Source organism: Oscillospiraceae bacterium (assembly GCA_034925865.1).
In the GTDB taxonomy this organism is placed as follows: Bacteria; Bacillota; Clostridia; order Oscillospirales; family SIG627; genus SIG704.
On sequence record JAYFRN010000008.1, the window covers coordinates 1 to 18,994 of the forward strand.

Annotated in this window: 34 protein-coding genes, 1 other RNA gene and 1 pseudogene; 30 read left to right on the forward strand and 6 right to left on the reverse strand. The window is 40.5% G+C overall.

Annotated features, from left to right (window positions below):
* Positions 1-415, forward strand: a 415-nt coding sequence (locus tag VB118_04570; GenBank protein ID MEA4831877.1) for a hypothetical protein, incomplete at its 5' end; no start/stop codon positions are given.
* A 69-nt stretch (positions 416-484) separates the two neighbouring features.
* Here the strand turns inward: VB118_04570 and VB118_04575 are convergent.
* Positions 485-652 (reverse strand): hypothetical protein, encoded by a 168-nt coding sequence (locus tag VB118_04575; protein MEA4831878.1) that lies wholly within the window; start codon positions 650-652, stop codon positions 485-487.
* A gap of 38 nt (positions 653-690) precedes the next feature.
* On the opposite strand from VB118_04575, the gene VB118_04580 reads away from it, so the two are divergent.
* The 10 genes and pseudogenes from VB118_04580 (at position 691) to ssrA (ending at position 7,284) form a co-directional block, all read left to right on the forward strand.
* Complete coding sequence (locus tag VB118_04580; GenBank protein ID MEA4831879.1) at positions 691-1,608, forward strand: RHS repeat-associated core domain-containing protein; 918 nt, start codon at positions 691-693, stop codon at positions 1,606-1,608.
* A complete protein-coding gene (locus VB118_04585) occupies positions 1,605-1,847 on the forward strand; it encodes a DUF1871 family protein (protein MEA4831880.1) in 243 nt (80 codons plus the stop codon). Before VB118_04580 ends, VB118_04585 begins: the two co-directional genes overlap by 4 nt.
* A gap of 111 nt (positions 1,848-1,958) precedes the next feature.
* A complete protein-coding gene (locus tag VB118_04590; GenBank protein ID MEA4831881.1) occupies positions 1,959-2,507 on the forward strand; it encodes a hypothetical protein in 549 nt (182 codons plus the stop codon).
* 225 nt (positions 2,508-2,732) lie between these two features.
* Positions 2,733-4,217 (forward strand): RHS repeat-associated core domain-containing protein, encoded by a 1,485-nt coding sequence (locus tag VB118_04595; GenBank protein ID MEA4831882.1) that lies wholly within the window; start codon positions 2,733-2,735, stop codon positions 4,215-4,217.
* Positions 4,218-4,244: 27 nt separating this feature from the next.
* A complete protein-coding gene (locus VB118_04600) occupies positions 4,245-4,574 on the forward strand; it encodes a hypothetical protein (protein MEA4831883.1) in 330 nt (109 codons plus the stop codon).
* A 53-nt stretch (positions 4,575-4,627) separates the two neighbouring features.
* Positions 4,628-5,500, forward strand: a pseudogene (locus tag VB118_04605) (RHS repeat-associated core domain-containing protein).
* A gap of 10 nt (positions 5,501-5,510) precedes the next feature.
* Positions 5,511-6,014: a hypothetical protein gene (locus VB118_04610; protein ID MEA4831884.1), complete on the forward strand. Its 504-nt coding sequence runs from the start codon at positions 5,511-5,513 to the stop codon at positions 6,012-6,014.
* Positions 5,989-6,297 (forward strand): hypothetical protein, encoded by a 309-nt coding sequence (locus VB118_04615; GenBank protein MEA4831885.1) that lies wholly within the window; start codon positions 5,989-5,991, stop codon positions 6,295-6,297. Before VB118_04610 ends, VB118_04615 begins: the two co-directional genes overlap by 26 nt.
* 147 nt (positions 6,298-6,444) lie before the next feature.
* The gene (locus tag VB118_04620) at positions 6,445-6,681 is read left to right on the forward strand and encodes a hypothetical protein (protein MEA4831886.1); all 237 of its coding nucleotides are present in this window, start codon (positions 6,445-6,447) and stop codon (positions 6,679-6,681) included.
* 254 nt (positions 6,682-6,935) lie between these two features.
* Positions 6,936-7,284, forward strand: a transfer-messenger RNA (tmRNA) gene (gene ssrA / locus VB118_04625).
* An 81-nt stretch (positions 7,285-7,365) separates the two neighbouring features.
* Here the strand turns inward: ssrA and VB118_04630 are convergent.
* From VB118_04630 to VB118_04650, 5 genes are all read right to left on the reverse strand, one after another.
* Positions 7,366-8,490, reverse strand: coding sequence for a tyrosine-type recombinase/integrase (locus VB118_04630; protein ID MEA4831887.1), 1,125 nt, complete (start codon positions 8,488-8,490; stop codon positions 7,366-7,368).
* 148 nt (positions 8,491-8,638) lie between these two features.
* Positions 8,639-9,073 (reverse strand): hypothetical protein, encoded by a 435-nt coding sequence (locus tag VB118_04635; GenBank protein ID MEA4831888.1) that lies wholly within the window; start codon positions 9,071-9,073, stop codon positions 8,639-8,641.
* A 25-nt stretch (positions 9,074-9,098) separates the two neighbouring features.
* Complete coding sequence (locus VB118_04640; GenBank protein ID MEA4831889.1) at positions 9,099-9,692, reverse strand: hypothetical protein; 594 nt, start codon at positions 9,690-9,692, stop codon at positions 9,099-9,101.
* A gap of 18 nt (positions 9,693-9,710) precedes the next feature.
* Positions 9,711-10,073, reverse strand: a complete 363-nt coding sequence (locus tag VB118_04645; GenBank protein MEA4831890.1) for a hypothetical protein — start codon at positions 10,071-10,073, stop codon at positions 9,711-9,713.
* A gap of 186 nt (positions 10,074-10,259) precedes the next feature.
* On the reverse strand, positions 10,260-10,652 hold the full coding sequence (locus tag VB118_04650) for a helix-turn-helix transcriptional regulator (protein ID MEA4831891.1): 393 nt from the start codon (positions 10,650-10,652) through the stop codon (positions 10,260-10,262).
* Between the two features lie 177 nt (positions 10,653-10,829).
* Between VB118_04650 and VB118_04655 the strand changes: the two genes are divergently transcribed.
* The 19 genes from VB118_04655 to VB118_04745 all read left to right on the forward strand — a co-directional run bounded on the left by VB118_04655 (position 10,830) and on the right by VB118_04745 (position 18,941).
* Positions 10,830-11,024 (forward strand): helix-turn-helix transcriptional regulator, encoded by a 195-nt coding sequence (locus tag VB118_04655; GenBank protein ID MEA4831892.1) that lies wholly within the window; start codon positions 10,830-10,832, stop codon positions 11,022-11,024.
* A 53-nt stretch (positions 11,025-11,077) separates the two neighbouring features.
* The gene (locus tag VB118_04660; GenBank protein ID MEA4831893.1) at positions 11,078-11,350 is read left to right on the forward strand and encodes a hypothetical protein; all 273 of its coding nucleotides are present in this window, start codon (positions 11,078-11,080) and stop codon (positions 11,348-11,350) included.
* The gene (locus VB118_04665) at positions 11,350-11,646 is read left to right on the forward strand and encodes a hypothetical protein (protein MEA4831894.1); all 297 of its coding nucleotides are present in this window, start codon (positions 11,350-11,352) and stop codon (positions 11,644-11,646) included. The genes VB118_04660 and VB118_04665 overlap by 1 nt, the downstream gene beginning before the upstream one ends.
* Before the next feature lie 45 nt (positions 11,647-11,691).
* A complete protein-coding gene (locus VB118_04670; protein ID MEA4831895.1) occupies positions 11,692-12,063 on the forward strand; it encodes a hypothetical protein in 372 nt (123 codons plus the stop codon).
* 253 nt (positions 12,064-12,316) lie between these two features.
* Positions 12,317-12,571 (forward strand): AbrB/MazE/SpoVT family DNA-binding domain-containing protein, encoded by a 255-nt coding sequence (locus VB118_04675; GenBank protein MEA4831896.1) that lies wholly within the window; start codon positions 12,317-12,319, stop codon positions 12,569-12,571.
* A 15-nt stretch (positions 12,572-12,586) separates the two neighbouring features.
* A complete protein-coding gene (locus tag VB118_04680; GenBank protein ID MEA4831897.1) occupies positions 12,587-12,868 on the forward strand; it encodes a hypothetical protein in 282 nt (93 codons plus the stop codon).
* 25 nt (positions 12,869-12,893) lie between these two features.
* The gene (locus tag VB118_04685; GenBank protein MEA4831898.1) at positions 12,894-13,049 is read left to right on the forward strand and encodes a hypothetical protein; all 156 of its coding nucleotides are present in this window, start codon (positions 12,894-12,896) and stop codon (positions 13,047-13,049) included.
* Entirely contained in the window at positions 13,046-13,354 is a 309-nt protein-coding gene (locus VB118_04690; GenBank protein MEA4831899.1) for a hypothetical protein, read from the forward strand. Before VB118_04685 ends, VB118_04690 begins: the two co-directional genes overlap by 4 nt.
* The gene (locus tag VB118_04695) at positions 13,338-13,580 is read left to right on the forward strand and encodes a hypothetical protein (GenBank protein ID MEA4831900.1); all 243 of its coding nucleotides are present in this window, start codon (positions 13,338-13,340) and stop codon (positions 13,578-13,580) included. The genes VB118_04690 and VB118_04695 overlap by 17 nt, the downstream gene beginning before the upstream one ends.
* Complete coding sequence (locus VB118_04700) at positions 13,556-14,089, forward strand: DUF4406 domain-containing protein (protein ID MEA4831901.1); 534 nt, start codon at positions 13,556-13,558, stop codon at positions 14,087-14,089. Before VB118_04695 ends, VB118_04700 begins: the two co-directional genes overlap by 25 nt.
* 30 nt (positions 14,090-14,119) lie before the next feature.
* Positions 14,120-14,929, forward strand: a complete 810-nt coding sequence (locus VB118_04705) for a hypothetical protein (GenBank protein MEA4831902.1) — start codon at positions 14,120-14,122, stop codon at positions 14,927-14,929.
* Positions 14,926-15,222: an ASCH domain-containing protein gene (locus VB118_04710; protein ID MEA4831903.1), complete on the forward strand. Its 297-nt coding sequence runs from the start codon at positions 14,926-14,928 to the stop codon at positions 15,220-15,222. The genes VB118_04705 and VB118_04710 overlap by 4 nt, the downstream gene beginning before the upstream one ends.
* A 1-nt stretch (position 15,223) precedes the next feature.
* Positions 15,224-15,376, forward strand: coding sequence for a hypothetical protein (locus VB118_04715; protein ID MEA4831904.1), 153 nt, complete (start codon positions 15,224-15,226; stop codon positions 15,374-15,376).
* 16 nt (positions 15,377-15,392) lie between these two features.
* Positions 15,393-15,815 carry a hypothetical protein gene (locus tag VB118_04720; protein ID MEA4831905.1) on the forward strand — a complete coding sequence of 141 codons (423 nt, stop codon included), beginning with the start codon at positions 15,393-15,395 and terminating at the stop codon, positions 15,813-15,815.
* Positions 15,812-16,252 (forward strand): hypothetical protein, encoded by a 441-nt coding sequence (locus tag VB118_04725; protein ID MEA4831906.1) that lies wholly within the window; start codon positions 15,812-15,814, stop codon positions 16,250-16,252. Before VB118_04720 ends, VB118_04725 begins: the two co-directional genes overlap by 4 nt.
* Before the next feature lie 6 nt (positions 16,253-16,258).
* Positions 16,259-16,639: a hypothetical protein gene (locus VB118_04730; GenBank protein MEA4831907.1), complete on the forward strand. Its 381-nt coding sequence runs from the start codon at positions 16,259-16,261 to the stop codon at positions 16,637-16,639.
* Between the two features lie 156 nt (positions 16,640-16,795).
* Entirely contained in the window at positions 16,796-17,830 is a 1,035-nt protein-coding gene (locus VB118_04735; protein ID MEA4831908.1) for a hypothetical protein, read from the forward strand.
* Positions 17,823-18,260 carry a hypothetical protein gene (locus tag VB118_04740; protein MEA4831909.1) on the forward strand — a complete coding sequence of 146 codons (438 nt, stop codon included), beginning with the start codon at positions 17,823-17,825 and terminating at the stop codon, positions 18,258-18,260. The genes VB118_04735 and VB118_04740 overlap by 8 nt, the downstream gene beginning before the upstream one ends.
* 210 nt (positions 18,261-18,470) lie before the next feature.
* On the forward strand, positions 18,471-18,941 hold the full coding sequence (locus VB118_04745) for a hypothetical protein (GenBank protein ID MEA4831910.1): 471 nt from the start codon (positions 18,471-18,473) through the stop codon (positions 18,939-18,941).
* Positions 18,942-18,994 lie beyond the last annotated feature (53 nt).

The window sequence follows — 18,994 nt, forward strand, 5'->3', positions numbered from 1 at the left end:
CGGATATGGCGGTAAATATATACTGTTTCAAAAGATTGGTGAGGGAATGATTCCTTATCCAGAGGTACTCGCAATGCGAGTCCAAGTTATGGATCGAATATTTGACGAACTTCCCACTCTGGAAGATATAGAAGGATTACGCATATTGCCAATTGATTTCCCTAAAAGAATTAATATGAATAGAGATCCAATATGGATGAGTGCATTGATATATTTACCAAAAAAATCATATTATCCTGCTAAATACCTTACTTACATCGGAAACTGCCAAGGACCCGCAAATAAAATGAATAATAAACGAGAAATCTGTTGGACTCATATAGATTCTTTGTATGAAGAACATCAGCGTTGGAATGGGATAGAGTACGAAACCATAGGAGATGGAGTGTACCGATATGTTCAAGAATCAAAATAACTCTTGAAGTTTATGACATTAAAAACAAAAGGACAAACAATATGGAAAAACGAATAATAAGCATAATATTTACAATAGCGCTGATATTCGTCTTCGGCGCGCCGATGTAGTTGGGACGGCGGCAATATCGCTGCCGAGATGCAGAACAATGCGGTAACGGTCACATATATCCGCGGCATAAACCTCATCGCTCCCGATGTGGACGGCGTAAGGACATATTACCTCTATAACGCTCACGGTGACGTGGTGAATCTACAGATTCGTCTGCGACTGCAATAAAATCCTATGACTATGATGCCTTCGGCGTTGAGAGGAACATAGCTTCCAGCGATATCAACCCGTTCAGATACTGCGGGGAGTATTATGATAAGGAGACCGGGGAGATATATCTCCGGGCGAGGTATTATAATCCTGCAACGGGTAGGATGTTCTCGGAAGATACTGTAACGTCACAGTTCAGTGAAATGGCGAATGGACAAAAGATTCCAGATCCACTAAGCCTTAACCTTTATACTTATTGCGGCAGTAATCCGATTCTTTACCAAGATGCAATCGGTCACATATTTATGCTGGTGACGGCAGCGATAGGCGCTGTTCTGGGAGGTATAGGCGGTGCTATCTACTCACAAATTAAATATGGTAAAGTAAGATGGCAAAACGTTGTTGCCGGAGCGGCTATTGGCGGTGTAATTGGACTAACAGGCGGAGCGGCAGCAGGTATAGCACTTGCAGGAAGTGTGACGGCTTCTACTGGTGCTGTAATTGCTGGTGGAAATGCATTAATTGCTACGGTAGGGACAGGAGGATTAGCTTCCGGTGGTAAATTTGTATCTGATAATTTTAAGATATTTGTAAATGCATTTAGTACTGCTGCACCAGCATTAGGAACGCAATTTGGTAAACTAGGTAAACTAGTAAAAAGCCCTAATATTAGTATAGATTGGGAAAATACTACACCTCATGGTTTAGAAAGAATGTTGGAACGTGGCGTTACTCAAAACATGGTTGATACATGGATTAAAACAGCTAAAGTGTTACAACAATCAGGTGATAAATTTTTATATGTTGCTCGCCAAGGTGTGGTTGTTTTATCAAAAGCAGGACAAGTAATTACAGCTTACGGAAGTAATTACTTTGATCAAAATATGCAAGAAATTGTTAATATATTATGGAAATATGTGAACTTCAAATGAACTCTATAAAATTAATCATAAATGAGTGGGATCCAATTGATCTTTTATTGCACGCTCCTGAAGATGAATATGCATTCGAAATAAAAGAAATAAAAAAACTACTTAATGATAATATTAATTTAGAAAATTTATCTGAAGGAATTTATGAAATTTTCAAATTAAATTTTGGTGACATATTTAAAAAATCAAAATCTGATTGTATATTAATAGCAGAAAAAATATTATTTATAAATAAATAATAACTTATTACTTTTGTCTTTATACTCATTGCTAGACCATTGAAGTTACGACAAGAGTTATAAATGGGGTAACACGCATTGTCGATGCATGGGTCAAAACGAGGTGATAAAATGATAACTTTCCTTGAAGTAAAGGGATTATTAGAACTTGAACAAGCTGAAAAATGGGGTGAAGCAGGAGAGTTGCTATACGATCTATGGTATAATGATAAAAGTAACGCTACTAAACTATGCCGGATTCTCTCTGAGTGTTGGTATGAGTTAACCGAATGGGATTGCTGTATTCAAAATAAAAATCTGTCCTTTGACTCTTTTAAAGAAACTTTGATTAATATTACACAGTATGGATTAACGCACTTTAATACTAATGGAAATTTTCTTTGGATGACTGGTTATATGATTTCATTGTTCCCCTATCTTTTTTATAATGGTGAGGCAGATGGTTTGTATAGTGAATGGGAAGAAAGAGGTAAAGATATGTTGCTTCTTGCAACACAGATAGAGCCTGAAAATCTAATATCTAGGATGCTTTATTTGGGCGCCCAAGGCGATTCTGATAAATACTCAACGGTTAAAACAAAACTAGCACCATACCTAAAAGATTTTTTCCCCGGAAGCACTGCCATTGAGGATTATTTTAAAGACATTTTATCCTCCTAAGGTTTGAAAGGAGTAATAAAATAGCTTGAAAAAGCAAATTCAAATGACTGTAACAGGCTGTACACCGTCAGCGAAGGCGGAGCCGTCACCGCCACATATTCGTATGATGACAACGGCAACCGGTCAAGCCTTGTTTACGCCAACGGCACAGGCGAATATTATACCTATAACCTGGCGAACCTTGTAACAGGTGTAACAAATAAAAAGATATCCGACAACTCGATTATCTCTTCCTTCGCCTACACCTATTACCTTGACGGCAATCAGGCGACAAAGACCGACAACACAGGCAGAACGACTACCTATACCTATGACGATTTAGGCAGGCTGTTGACCGAAAGCGAAGCTGTCGGCGGGGTTACTCAAAGAAGCTTATCATATACCTATGACAAGCGCGGCAACAGGCTCACCTTAACCGTCACAGGCTCGGAAGAATATACGGTCGCGTACACCTGCGACGCGAACAACCGCCTTATCACGGAAGTAAAAACGCAGGGCGGAATAACGACGACAACCACCTACGGTTATGACGCGAACGGAAACCAGACGACAAAGACGACGGACGGCGTTACTCAAACTTCGATGTATAACCTCTTTGGGCAGCTCACAGGCGACGGAATTCTGACCTACACCTACCGTCCGGACGGACTCAGAAGCACGAAGTCTGACGGCACGACAACGACCGTTCATATCTGGGACAGCGGCAATATCGTTGCCGAAATGCAGAACAATGCCATTACGGTCACATATATCCGCGGCATAAACCTCATCGCGTCCGATGTGGACGGCGTAAGAACGTATTACCTCTATAACGCTCACGGTGACGTGGTGAATCTTACAGATTCGTCTGCTACTGTAACAAAATCCTATGACTATGACGCCTTCGGCGTTGAGAGGAATATAGCTCCCGGCGATGCCAACCCGTTCAGATACTGCGCGGAGTATTATGATAAGGAGACCGGGGAGCTATATCTCCGGGCGAGGTATTATGATCCGGTGACGGGACGATTTTCGCAGGAAGACCCCATAGGGAGTGGTCTAAACTGGTATACCTATTGTAGTAATGATCCAATTTTATTTATAGATCCAACAGGATATTGGGAGGAGACAGATTCTAAATTTTCCTCCACAGTTCAAAGTTATTTATTAAAATTGACATATTTTTGGTATATGGCCGACTCAGACGAGGCGAGAAACGATATACACGAAGAAGCAGAAAGAGTTAGAGATATCTATTCAAGCGGATTGGGGTGGCTATTAGATAATGCTAAGATTATCTCTGGTGCATTGGCAGATGAATACTTTTTGGGCGACTGTTCTGTAGATGAAAGAGATTATTGGTTATATTTAGCTCAAGAATTTCAACCAGATATTAAAATAGATAATAGACCGATTTTACGTGGAGCAATTTTTATAGCAGGCTTTGTTACTCCATCAATTGATGATGTTTGGCGATATGTTTCAAAAAAAGCATCAAAAGAAATGATTGAAACTATTGGAGAAAAAGAATCTAAAAAGTTTTTAAAATCAATGACAAAATTTGCTGGAAAGGCAGGAAGAAATGGGATAAAAAAATTAGAGGGAAAAGGTATTAAAGGTTTTATGTATGAAGTAAAGGTAATATCAAAGAGTGGAGCATATCGATTGTTAGGAAATAAAGCAAAGACAGGCGAAATAATTTGGGAGGTTTTTGAAAAGACTCATCATTAAGAGTAAAATCAATAGAAAAAATAAAGAATGATAAATATTGAACAAGATCTTTATGATTTTTACCATAAATACGAAAATAAATGCTTAAAACATTACAAAAAAGTTATTAAAAATTTTAAAATAAGTGAACCTGAAGATTATGAGGAATATGAAAAGGAATTCGGAAATTTTGATAATATAGAACTGCGTATATATGGAATAAATTATGAACTACGACTGCCGGAATTGCCGGAACCGAGCGAACCTTTAATAAATATTATATATGATCTTTTTATTAACGATCATAATATTGGGTATTTTAAAATATGTTTCACAAATAATGAAAAAATAGCAGATGAGTTTCTTTGCTTTAATTAGATCTTAAAAATTCGTCTGCTACTGTAACAAAATCCTATGACTATGACGCCTTCGGCGTTGAGAGGAATATAGCTCCTGGCGATGCCAACCCGTTCAGATACTGCGGGGAGTATTATGATAAGGAGACTGGGGAGATATATCTCCGGGCGAGGTATTATAACGCAAGTATAGGACGCTTCCTTAGTGAAGATACCCACTGGAATACGGGCAACATGATATATGGAGATTACCCCGTAAAAAATAGTAACTACCAAGACCCATTAGAATTAAATACTTATACCTATGTACCGGATATAACTGCAATTATGCAAAGCGGAAATTTATATATTTACTGCATGGAAAATCCGATCATGTACATAGATTCTGAGGGCGAAGTGGCGTGGTTTATAGTAATGGCTATTGGAGCGGGCGTAGGCGCTCTCGTAAGTGGAGGTTTCCAAGTTGCAAGAAACTTTACAAATGGCAAAAATTGGTCTGATGGACTCGGAAAGGCAATGCTCTCAGGAGCGGTTAGCGGTGCTATCGCAACAATTAGTATACCGTCTATAGGAGCGTTAGGTTCAGCAATAATTACAGGTGCAGTAGGTACGCTGGCAGGTAGGGCAATAGTCGGTGATATTAAATCTATAGATGATGTTGTAAATGCATTAGTTGTAGGAGCTGGTGCTGGAGCACTTGGCTATGGAGCGTCAAAGGTTTTATCGGGGCTGACACAGAAATATTTTGCTGGTTTAACTAAAGAAGGCCAAAAACTATTTTTAAGCAGTATAAACAAAATTACCAACCGAGATCTTACAGCCATTAGACAGACTATATCTGCTGGAGGAAAAGCCGCACAAGTTGATCAGTTAATTGAAAAATATGGTTATGACGTTGTCATAGCAGCATTTGTTTCAGGCGCTACAACGGAAGTTATACCCAAATAAGGAGAATGGTATGTATTTTCGTCAATTAAAGCACTCTATTTTTAATCTTGTCGAGTTTATAATAATTGTAGCTATAGTATTAGCTGTTGTTGTTGTAACTGATTTTATTTCAATACGAATCCAGTTTAACTTTTTAACTGTAGCAGCTATAGTGGTTATTGGAGTATGGTTAATGTCTTTGGCTTACAACATTATTAGAATAGGCATAAGCGTATTACTTGATTTAATTTGTAAAAGCTTTATTGAAGTCGAACTTCAATTCATGGAGCAATACCCTTTTAAATCAAGCTTTCTGACCGAACGAACGAAATATGAAAAAGATGGTGAAATTAAGAGAGTTAACCGGTTGGATTTTAAGATTGTTGCTAAACATAAAGAAGCGCTATTTGTTTTAACCAGTGAGACCTATTACTTGCTTGATAAAAATGTTCGATACATATTTACTATTGGTAAACATTCGCAGTTTATTGTTAACGTTCGGGATGAAAATGGTCATCCTGTTTCCACAACATAAAGTAACCCAATCGCCAAGGGTGTTGTTCCTTGTCATTGCTTCGGATGAACAGCAGATATTTTCTTTGTCGGCTGAGTTAAAAGCCTCCGAAGCACGTTTTCCTGAGCTTAACCGCATTATGGAAGAGCTTTATGAGGATAAAGTATCTGAAAGTCATCATAAAACATTTTCTCATGATGTTAATAGAATTATGTATTTCAAGGAATATGCTTTTAATCCGGAAGTTATAAAAGGGTATAATATTTTTAAATTATTGATTTACCTAAATCGGCGATTTTTGTAAATGATATATTTGTTGACGAAGTAAAAAAACATTCAATAATTGGATTTAAAAATTATTTAGTGTGGCAAAATTAATATTGAATATTCTGATATCACACTATGTCATTTGAGACCCAAAAAACATACCAACAAAACAAAGGAAAACAATATGAAAAAACGAATAATAAGCATAATATTTACAATAGCGCTGATATTCGTCTTCGGCGCGCCGATAATATCAGATGCGGTTGATATAATCTGCCTGAACGGATTATATGAATGCTCCACCTGTAACCATGTGTTCACGGCAAACGAATTATCAGTAATTAACGATGGAACAACCGATGATCCGTACTATACATCTGACATAAAAAGAACTGCAACGAATAGAGGACTAGGTCAATAATTATCCGCGAAAAATTTTCGGATACAAATCCGCTAATAAAATGACAGTGGCATAGATCAGGTGGCTCGAAAAATTTCCAATCCCCCCGCGGGGGATAGGAAATAAAAAAATATTTCTCACTTAATCTTAACTGATATAAAACTGCGACAATTAAACTTGCAATTTTCTGTAACAGTAATTTAATATTAAATTAATTTGCAAATTTTTACGATACGTGTTATAATTCAGTTGTATGCTTTTACAAGCATATATTTGGGGGCGTAATGGCTTCGACGGGGTTGTTGAAGCGTAATAAGCGGGTAGAGTCGCAGAATCTCTTAAAAACTGCAAACTTAATTTTAAACGCTGATAACAGATTAGCAATCGCTGCCTAATTTAAGGCGGCCGTCCGCCAGGTGAGCACCGCGGCATCTGAACGGGCGTAATTTAGCGGTGAACGTGAACACACTTAAGCTTTGCGGCGTGTCATGATTTTATGAAGCTCACCCGGCTCAAGCCTGTCTGCGGGCGTGATGACCGGGGAAATCAAAACACAGTCTGCACCCGGAGAAAGTTTCGTGAATGTGATTTCGGACACGGGTTCGATTCCCGTCGCCTCCACCATATAAAAAATGTCGCTTGCTATAGCGACATTTTTTATTTATTTTACGCTTCATCCCCGAATAATCCCCGAAATTTAAGCGTTTACGCAATTTTATTTAATATCGCAACGGCGCGTTCTTCTTCACGCGGATACAAATGCGAATACGTATTCCATGTAATTTCTATCTTCGAATGACCCAGGCGACGCGCTATTTCCTGTATATTAATACCTTCATTCACGAGCAGCGAGGCATGAGTATGCCGGAAATCATGTATGCGTATATGCTTCAATTTTGCAGCTTTGGCAAACCGTTGATTGAAATTTTCAATGCTCGAATCTCTCAAGCAGCTTTCGCCTCCGCATACGCGATAGTTATTCGAAAAATTAACGGCATTTGCTGACTGCCGCTTTTTATGTTCATCGAGGATATTCTTGAGCGGTATAGGTATTTGTAAATCGCGGTATGAGCTTTTATTCTTCGGCGGTGTTTCAACATCTTCTCCTTTTAATTTTTGTGCTATGCTTCTCCGAACATGAATTATATCTCCGTCTATATCTGACCATTTCAGAGCGTTTATTTCGCCTTTACGCATACCGGTGTAAAACGCGACATTGAAAAAAACGTAATATCTCCAATCCCCGGACGCTTCGGCAGCAGATTTTGCCGCGCTGATGAATGAAAGAAATTCAGCAGCTGTATAATAATTAAGCTTTTCGGCAGGCTTCTCAAAATATACTTCTTTAAAGTTGCCGATTGATTTTAACGGATTCTTAGGCATATATTCAAGCCGTACGGCGTAATTAAATAATGTGCTTAATTCTTTATAAATATTCTGCTTTGACCTGAAAGCCAAATCCTTATCAGAAAAAAGCGTCTTCCATTCCTGGAGACGCTGAACTCCCAACCGATCGAGACGAACCTTGCCGAGCTCCGGGATTATATATCGTTCCATATTACGCCGCGTTTTGTCAAATGTCGTCGCGCGTACTTCGTTCTTCTTCGCTTTAAGATATTCCTTAATGAGTTCTTCAACAGTCATCCGCAGCGTGCTTTTATCCCCGGAAGTGTATTCGTCACGAAGCTTCGCCTCAAGTTCTCGCGCTTCAGGCAAACCGTATGCAATTCTTTCAACTTGATTTGATTTCCCTTCCCTATCCGTATAATTAACGCGAACGCGGTACTGCTGCTTTCCGTCCTTTTTAACGCCTGTTTTATTTATAGGCATATTAAACCTTCTTTATATCAAAATATATTTATGTTTTACCTTTACAAACAATATTACGGCATGATATAATAAAGATACAAGTTAATTCCTTTTTCCGCCCGCCTCCCGCTCACTTCCCTTGAGCTGGAGGCATTTTTTATTGTGATGCTTAATAATAAAATTGCTTGCGTTTTTTAAAATACGGAATATTAATATTTACAAATATTACTGCTCCGACTAAAGCATAACTATAATTCCCGTCAACATTATCAATAACAGTAGCTAAATACGATAATACATCAGATATTGTCATATATATAGCGGCAGCATATATAAATATAATAATCTGATTATAAGAACGCAACAATGTTCCTTTTGCTTTGATAAACGTTGTTATACAAATAATAAAATCCGTTATATCAAAAAAGATTAAAATTATGTAAACCCAAAATGAATCATAAAATTGCAATGCTAAAGTAAAGTGTATGAAAGCAGATACAATCGAAAGCATATGCAAAGGAATAATAAAATAATAAAAAATCTTAAACCATTTCGTCCCTGTTGGCAGAGAATTAAGCCATTGATTGAATTGTTTGAAGCTCATATTATCTCCTTACAATCTATTGAATTTAATCATCATAACCGAGGACAACTTTATCTTTGATTATTATGTCTACAAGCGAAATAGAAATTCTTGAATATAATGCCTCATCGAAAACACTATGTAATGTTATAGTATCATATTCAATGCTTTCTTGTACTTCATGCGAAATCATTGATGAAAATACTGCGTCACCATAATATAAAAACACTCTGCCTAATTTAGATTTTCTCATGTAATTCACATTCGGGTTATCAACATATTGAGTAAAAATACTACCAACATAATCATTCTCATTAATTATTACATCTTCATATTGAGAGATCCTGTAATTAATAATATCCATTATCTTGGATGGAGCGATACGCTTACATTCAGATATGAGTGTATTATAAGCTCTATTTATATTTTCATTCGTTACCTTATCAACAATAATGTCGCTTCTATGATTTATCATAGCGACACGGTATTTCATTATCATCAAAATGAATGTTTCTATACGGATAATATAATATGAATCTAAGTTTATATTATTGCGATGCAAATCAAATATTTTGTGACATGAGTTGCCAACTGATCTCATAAATCGATCTGAAGTAGAAAGCTTTTTCCCGAAACACATATAAACCCTCCGAATAAATTATATTGTCGTAAAATAAGTTTCTAAAGTATCGCCGCCGCCTTTGATTACAATCCTATGCTCGCCCGGCGTTGTCCTCGAGCCTATATTCCACGACCAATAAGCGAACCCTTCTTTATCTGAAACGGTATCCCTGAGACCGGCCGCGGAACTCGCGCCCGATCTGTAATAAACCTTGATTGAATATTTGGTTGCCGGTTTGCCACTTATTTTTATACTTGCTACTTTGCCGCATGCAATGGGAGATGTAATGTATTCGACAGATATTGAACTGTTTTGCGGCGCCTGACTATCGGAAGAACACGAAACAAGCGGAATGATTAAAATGAAAACTGCCAATAAAAATGAAACTGCCTTTTTCATATATACCCCCAAAATATTATATTTTATGACATATAATGAAAATATTGCCAATAATAAATTATAGTGATATAATAATCAAGCGCGCATAAAGGCTTTCCGGAAGTCGGAAAGGAGACAAAGTCATGCTACCTGAATATAAATGCCTGCTTGATTTATATATAAATGCTACTGATAGCGAAAAAGATGTTATTTTTTATCGTTACTGCGCAATGCGTCTGAATAAAGGCGACTCAGTTCAAGAAATTTGGCACGATTTTCAACGGATAGCTCTTTGTAAATAGAAATAATTTGACTTAGCTCATCGTCATACGGCTTATCGCCATTGGCGGTGGGCTTTTTTTGTTCTCCTTGATATTCTTCAGAAATTCTGCATTTACCATAAATATCATCTATGGAAACTCCGAGAATTTGACATGCTTTGAACAAATTCTCGATATCTATTGAATTCGTTCCACTTTCCCAATTCGAAACCGAGGGAGGGCTCACACCCATTTTTGAAGCAAAATCCTTTTGTGACATTCCGATTTTCTTCCTATAATATAATATATTCTTCGCTATTTCGTCTCTTATAATTCCCATTAATTTGAAACCTTTCGTTCATTATGACTTAAGAATATCACAACATTTAAGAAAAATCAATATTAAATTAAGCAATTCTTAAATATTTTTGGAAAACCCATTGACAATTAAGCAATGCTTAATTATAATAGTATCAAGATAAGCGGCTCTTAATTATACGAAAAAAGGAGAATGTTTATGATAGGGACAAAAATAAAAAAATACCTGGATGAACGAGGCATAAAGTATAAAACAATCGCTGAAAAAGCGAATATTGAAAACAGTATTTTTTCAGTAATTCTGAATGAAAAGCGAAAATTATCTGCTGAAGAGTACTTTGAAATTTGCAAAGCTTTAGATGTAAACGCTTCGTATTTTTCTGATATTGCATAACCCCCACAAACAAAAACAACGAGGCATGACCTCGCGGAAAGAAAGGATAACAAATGAAAAGCTTTTTAAAACCCGAAGAAATCAAAGCTCATTATGAAGAACCGAATCATGAATGGGATCTTCGAAACGATTATAAAGCGGAGGTTACGATCGCCCGCGAGATAATCGATCATCTCCTGGCAAAAGGTATAAGCATTGAGAGAATGGAATGGATCCTTGAAAGAAGCAAAGAAGAACTATCGCGCATTACAAGAAACATTGTAATAGAAAAGGCTCTGAAGACGGCAGATCGGCAGAACCCGGAAGAAATGGACAGGGCAAGATAATGACCGAATTAGAAAAGTTCTTATACAAAAACATTAGCAAAGATGATTATACTGATATTTCGGGAGATCGGGAAGAAAACGAATCGGAAAAAATTATTAACAGCGAAAAATATCAGAGCAACGCAAATAAAATTCCTGAGATTGTAGATGAGATAATTAAAATCTTTGCCCGAGAGGAACTCAGCTATGATCATGCGGAAGATGTACTTAAAACAGTTGAATCCCGTTTAAAATTCCACGCAGAAATAAGATTGTTATCCGAAGACAGTAAAAAATATAAAGTATGCGAGGCGTGACCTCGCGGAAAAACCAACATCGTGATAATAGATAGGCGCCTCCGGATGAATAAAAGAAAAGCCGGTGTGCTGTCACCGACTTTCCCTCCACAATTCATTATATACAGCACAGACAGAATCAAAAATGTTGACAAAATAACCAACCTCGTTTCTGTCTCCATATTGGAGGCGTCTATATATTATCACGATAATAACATGCGAGGCATGACCTTACAAGAAAATGAAAGTAAAAGGGAAACAATGAACGAATCGAAATTATATGAATTGAAATTAGAAAAGCTTATTAAAGAGAATTTCAATGAAGATGATTTTGAAACAAAATCCGAACTTCAAGAACCGGTCAACATTGATCAAGCTATTACAGACATAAAACAATTCGCAGAAATATGCCGACTGTATGAAAGGGAGAAAAGCTAATGATTTTAAATGCTGCAATAGCGCAAATTGTTAGCTCTATAGTTATAGTAATAGGTTCATTACTTGTTTATATAGGACTTAACCATGAAAAGAATGTTTCATTTCTTAGTTATTATGGCGGGTGTCTTCTTGGATTTTCGCTTGGGATAATATTCTGCATTGCTATTAGCTATTACGGAACTTGATGTTTACGATTTTATAACATTAAAAAGCGAGGTATGACCTCGCGGAAAAAGGAAAGGAAAAGGAAACAATGAAAGAATTTGCGCGAAACATAGACCCGCTCGGCCGGATAGTGATACCCAAGGAGCTCCGGGAGCAGAACGGCATCGAAGAGGGTGACGCCTTATACATCAAGGCGACGACGGAAGGAATAACGCTTGTTCCGCTGAAATCGCATTGTGTAATATGCGGTACAGCAAAAGACCTCGTGACGGTTGATAACATATCGGTATGCCGCAAATGCGGCGGTAAAATCATCGATCGCTTTACGAAAGCGAATAAATAAAGGGAGGCGCGGGAAATGGCGGTAAGTATACCTCAGCCGAAAGACCTTGAAACCGCTATGCGGCTTTACTATAGCAAAAGCGAATTAAACACCGCGGATATAAAGGAGCTTTTCGGAAAAATATGCAATTCGAAGATATCCGCAATGAAAATGCTCGTTAAAGATAAAATGCGCGAAAAAGATATAGCGTCGTTTTCGGCGCATGGAGTAAACACGAAGCTCGCATATCTCATGTGGGGAATCGACATAAACGACGTCGAAGACAGATATAAAAAGCTTAAAAAGCTGTTTGCATAAGTGCCATAAGGCGGAAAGGGAAAACATGAAAGAAACAACAAAAACCGGAGTTCGGGAAGCTCCGAGAACGAAATCGACAGCACGCGCGGCATACGGATATACGATATCCATTCCGATGGGCGGGAAAGTAAAAAATATATTTGTGCCGGCGGAACCGCCGCGCGGGAGGGCAAACGTATGACATTCCAGGAAGCGAATAAGAAATTTTGTGAGCTTGTTGAGGAAGCCGCAAGCAAGGGCGTGGATTTCAACGAATTTACAACACAAGCGTTGAATCTGTACGGCGACGTGTTCGACGAATTTTTCAATGGCGGTGTACCGCATTCGGCGGTTCCGTTTATCGCGTATGTTCTGAACGATTTTATTAATGGATTAACGTCAATAGATCCGGCCGGTAAGCTTCGTTTTGAATGCTTGAAAGCTACCGTACATAGTCAATCCATTGTAATACCATTCGAGGTAAAGAGAAATGGAAATAAAATATGAGATCATCAAAAACATAGACGGCAACCGGTTCGAAATCGAGGAATACGCCGTTGAGAACGGCAACCGTACCGATATCGCATTGTATATCGCGTATTATAACTGGTCATTGCGTAAGTTTACGCTGTATCCGAAGCAGGTATATGCCTCAGCGCGGCGGTGCGCTCTGACGGAGCTTGTAAAGAAAAAGACGGTCAAAGACGAATGTGTCAAAAGGCGAGTGAGCTGAAGAAAGGCAGAGAGCATGAAAGCAAAGTACAGATCGGCGGCGTATATCGCCGCGGCGGTAATAGGGATCCTCGCGGCACTCTGCCTGGGCGCCGCTCCCGTATGGGCGGGGATAACGGTATCGGTGATCCTGTGGGCCTGGGTGATGAGATGTGTATATGTGATGTGGAGGAGCGGGGAGAGATGAAAAAAAGAATCTACATAGCCGGCGCGATCCGCGGCACGAACGATTATGTATTCCGCTTCAAGCAAGCGGAAACCTGCCTCCGCGCCTGCGGATGGGATGAAATCATAAATCCCGCGGCGGTCGGGATAATGCTCCCGAAACTGGAACAGAAAGAAATTATGCCTATATGTATCGCTATGCTTTCAGTATGCGAGCATATTTTTATACTCAACAATTCAGACAAAAGCCCCGGCGTGTCCGAGGAAAAGGCAAGCTCAGTAAATAAAGGGATAACAATTCATTATGAAAAAGACGGGTATCCATTCCCGCCAGTGGAAAATTAAAAAGCTTAAAAAGGCGGAAGGGGAAAAATTATGAGCATGAATAGCGGAGATCCATACGGCGGCACACCGAAATATCAATCAGCGACAGATATCTATGATGCTTTGCGTGAAATGTCAAGCGGCGAGGAAATAGGCATTCTTGCGGATATGTTTTCGGATGTTAGTTGGGAAGGACAGGATTATTACTACACCGACAACGCTTGCAAACTCGTTGAGCGGTGGGAGGAAACAACCGATTGCGGCAATAATATATGGCTCATGGATGTGGCTGCATGGCAACTTTCCGACGAGGACGCCAACGAGTGGATTTATCAAATCCTATGCAATGACAACCTCGCAAAGCGGATCGGCTTTAAAAAACTGTTTGTCGAAAATGTTTTAAATGGTTGGAGTGATCAATACAAAACCGCTGCAGAAGCATATGAGGCAGAGCTAGCGGACCTCGACCGAAATGATTTTTATTGGAATTGCAGAGCGCTTGAAACTGTCACCCCGTCGGTGCCGTGGGACGTCATTACGCATCGCTACGGAAATCTGTGCTCGGCTGTATACGCAAAATTAAAGGGACTGCGGCTTGATGAGGAAAAGCAGCTCATTGTTGAGAGCCGCGCCATGCTGACCGGATACGATGATTTTATGTTTGGACTTAAGGCAAATCAAGCGTTGTATCAGGAACAAGAGAAAATGTATCAAAGCAAAGTGGCGCAATTACAAGGGAAATACGAAGCCGCGAAACAGCTGTTGTTATCTATAGCGCAGAAACAAGGCGTTGTCCTTCAGCTGCCGGACGCTCCGTTACAGATCGCGGATTCAAGAGAAAAGGAGCGTGAGCAAAAATGATTACTCTCCCTATAAAATGCTTATGGTTTGATAAAATCAAAAGCGGAGAAAAGCGTGAAGAATATCGCTCGAATAATCCACATTACGACAGTTTGTTTAGAAAACACGAAGAGAAACAAATAGCAGTAATGTTTAGAAATGGTTACAACAGCAATGCCCCGTCTGTCATATGCGATGTTATACCGCATAGGCAGCGCACAGGCCGCCCGGAGTGGGGAGCTGAACCCGGGGTGTTGTATTGGTCGCTCGAAATATTAAATGTAAATATAATTGAAAAAGCAAAGGAGAAATAATATGAAAATCAAGAATATTCCTCCTGATAAAGCAAGCGACAAATACTCACCGGAATACCATAGAATTCGCAACGACGCTCAAAATTGGCCGGAGTGGAAGAAAGAAGTATATAACACTTGCTATGCTACATCAAAGCATGCAAAAAAGATTTAAAGGAGCGTATAAAAACATGACAAAAGGTGAAAGGGTCAAGAGCAAGCTCATGACTGACGCGGAGATATGCCGGTCATACCGAAACGCCGCTGATCAAAAAGCGCAGATAAATATCCTTGCTCAGTTAAACGCTGTCCCGCGAGGCGTAATACTCTCCGCGCTCGAACGCGGCGGCCTTTACAAACCGGAAGCAGTATCTCAAGATCCCGGTATTGCCGGAATACAAACCACTGTAAAAAAGCAGCGAAGATATTCAGAGCACGAGGACACTCTCATTTGTAATATGCGCCTTGCCGGCGCGCCGTGGAATGACATAGCCGAAGCTCTCGGCGTCAGTATCAAAGCATTGCAAAATCATGTTACCGGCACAGGCCTCCGCGCACAGATAAACCTCGAAGCAGGTGTAAAACGCGGAGAAGCCGCTGAACTTGCCGTATGATGTGCGATCACATGTTGTGTGACAACTGCCCGAACCAGGCATATTACGACGCCTGCGGATGGCCTCCGGGCGACTGTGAGAAATGCCCGTGCAAAGGCTGTAAGGAATGCGCGGCGGAGCAAAAGGCGGCGAAATGGCTCGACAACCAGGCGCTGAGAATAAGCCGCGCAACGGGGGCGGATTGCAGCCGGAACCTTGCGGCATACATATACAGATCTACGCGAAAACGTCCGGGATGCAGCGCACGAGAAGCATTGAGGGCGTATATCCTCCGCTTTCTCCTGGGACATGGTGAGCCGCCTGCCCTGCCCTTCATATCTGAATGGATAGCGAAAAAAACAGGGATCGGCGCCGAAGCGGTCCGCGCGGAACTGCTGCTGACAAGAACAAAGCTTGAACTCGCCGGAATGGCGGTAAGAAATATAAAGGAGATATAATAACGTATGTTTAAGGAACTAAAGATAAATATTGACGCGCCAATAAGCCCGAAGGAAATAGCAAGTCAGCTGAAAATTGTAATCGCTGCATTCAAGCGCAAGCGCATGAAGCAAATTTTAAAAGGAGAAAGCAAAGAGGCAATAATGGAAACCGAAAGAATCATCAATGGTTTGACGGGCGCGTATAGCCTGACAAATAAAGCGGCGGTCAATGCCTCCGAATGCAAATACTATTACGCGGTTAAAGACGGCATTTGGTATTGCAGCAGCTGCGGAAAAGAAACAAAGGACCCGGAGAGCAATCTCGAAACCGATAAAGTTAAATTCTGCTCATACTGCGGACACCGCGTGACCGACTTCGAAAACGTCGATAAAAAATATTTTTGATGCTCTATATTATATATATGTAGGATAATCCCGAATTTAAAAAAATGCTCCGCTTCGGCGGAGCATTCGGGGCTTGCATTGGGTAATAACATATCGTAAAAATCTTTAGCGGATTAAAAAATATATAGCCTCGTATCCCATAAAAAAGCTTAATGTATGAGAGGGCGCCAGTGGCGCGTATATACGAAGTCAAAAGTTGAGGAAAAGCCCGGACAGGGCAATACCTTATCAGAAGGAAGCAGAGCCGGGCTTTTCCTCAGCTTTTGGAGCAAAGACAAGATCAAGGCAGACGGCAGCAAGCCGGAGCCGCGGGAAGTGAAAATTATGCCGAACATAGACGTAATGTATGAAGCCGGGAATTACGGAAGGTGTCATGTATTCCCGGCACGCCGGAAAGGCGGTAAAAAGAAACATAAAAACGGTCCGACAACGAAGACCATGAAAAAACTCAACCAAAAGAACGCGGCGAATAAGCTTTCTGATCTGCTCAACGCCAATTTTACGTCTGACGATTGGGAGCTGAAGCTTGATTATGTGATAGAACCGGAAAACATTGATCTCGGCGTAAAGGATATGGGCGACTATATCCGCGAGATACGGCAATTTTGCAGAAAAACCAATATCATGGATCCGAAGCTGATCAAGTACATATACATCACGGAAAAAGGGCGGCGCGGCGGCCGTATACATCATCATTTGACTATCAACTGGCAATCAGATCCGCTGATTCTTGTCGCTCTGTGGAAAAAGCGGCAGGAACACGGCTACGCGAATCCGCGTCCGTTGGAATTTGACGAAAACGGACTGCGCGGCCTCGCGCATTATGTATCAAATAATCCGCTCAAAAAACGCGATACATACAGGCGGTGGAACTGCTCGAAGAATCTCAAACGCCCGGAACCGAAGCGGCATACAGGCGAGATCAGAGTACGCGACAGTAAGTACATGGACGCTCATCCGGACGATCTGCAATATGCTCAGGACTTATTCCCAGGCTGGATCGTGACGGAAATCGTCCCGACAGCTCGCGCTGAAGAAGACGGAAGCACATACACAGGACTTCCGTTCCTCACAATTTTCATGTACAAAAAAGACGCCGTATTTGGACCCAAATATTATGACGCATTAACCACGGGATACATAAAGCAATATCAAAATAATCAAAAGCGAAAGGATGAGCTGCGTGAGTAAAGCCCCGGTATATACCGAGGCGGAAAAGGGATTAAGGGAATATATTATACAAAAGCAAAAGGCGGAAAAAAAGCGGATGATCATATCCGCTATTGAAGCGCGCATGTACAACCCTCGCACGGTGAGCATGGGAACCGCGCCGGCACACGGCGGCGGGAACAGGTACGACGATCGCATGATCGCGAACATCGAGAAGCACGATGAAGCAATAGCCGAATACAAAAAAATTATAGCCTGTGTCCGAGGTATCGAACGCAGGCTGAAAGCGTTGCCGGAAGACGAAAGAAACGCGCTTTTAATTTATTACTCTCCCGGCATGACGGCGGTGAGAGCATCGTCAATACTGCATATGTCACGCGCGACATTTTACCGCCTTGTCGATCGGGCAATGAAACATTACATAGCAACCTCGAAACCGTCGAATGATTAAATGCGTACTCAAATATTTTTCAAAAACCCGCTCAAAGGTCAGGGAAAGTCTAACCCGTTTTTGCAAAAAGGGCGAAAATTGAGACACTTTTTTTAAAGATGAGACACTTTTTCGCGAAAATCGTGATATAATATTAGCATCAATAGCTGCGAAGATAATTCGCGGCTATAATTTTTGCTCGCGCGAGATAAGATGTAAGGAGGCGATAAATTGCCGATAAAAAATTTAATTCCGGTCACGGAGCGAACCGAGGAAGAAGCAAGAAAAATGTCAAGCAACGGCGGCAAAGCCTCCGGAGCTGCCCGACGGAAGAAAAGTAGTCTAAAAAAGGCGCTCATTGAAGCTATGAATCTTCCGTTTCAATCGATGTCACCGCGCGGAGCTGCGTTGAAAGAAATGTTTCCCGAAGTTGACGCCATGATAATAGCGGCAGCAGCCGGATTAATGCAGGATATGATTGACGGAAAAATTGACGCCTGGGAAATGGCGTATAAAATATTGGGCGAGGATATGAACGTTAAAACGTCCGGGAACTCTCCCGGCGGCAAAGCTTCCGGAACCGGCGACATAAAGATAACCTTCGTCGACCCGGTACCGCCGGAGGGCGTAAGCATGGATCCGCCAACGGATGAAAGCATGCAGGAGGATGAAAAGCCGCCAGGAGAAGAACAAAAGGAATAAAATGTAAACATGTCTGACTTGATATCAAGTAAGATCTTCCGACCGCTGTGGAC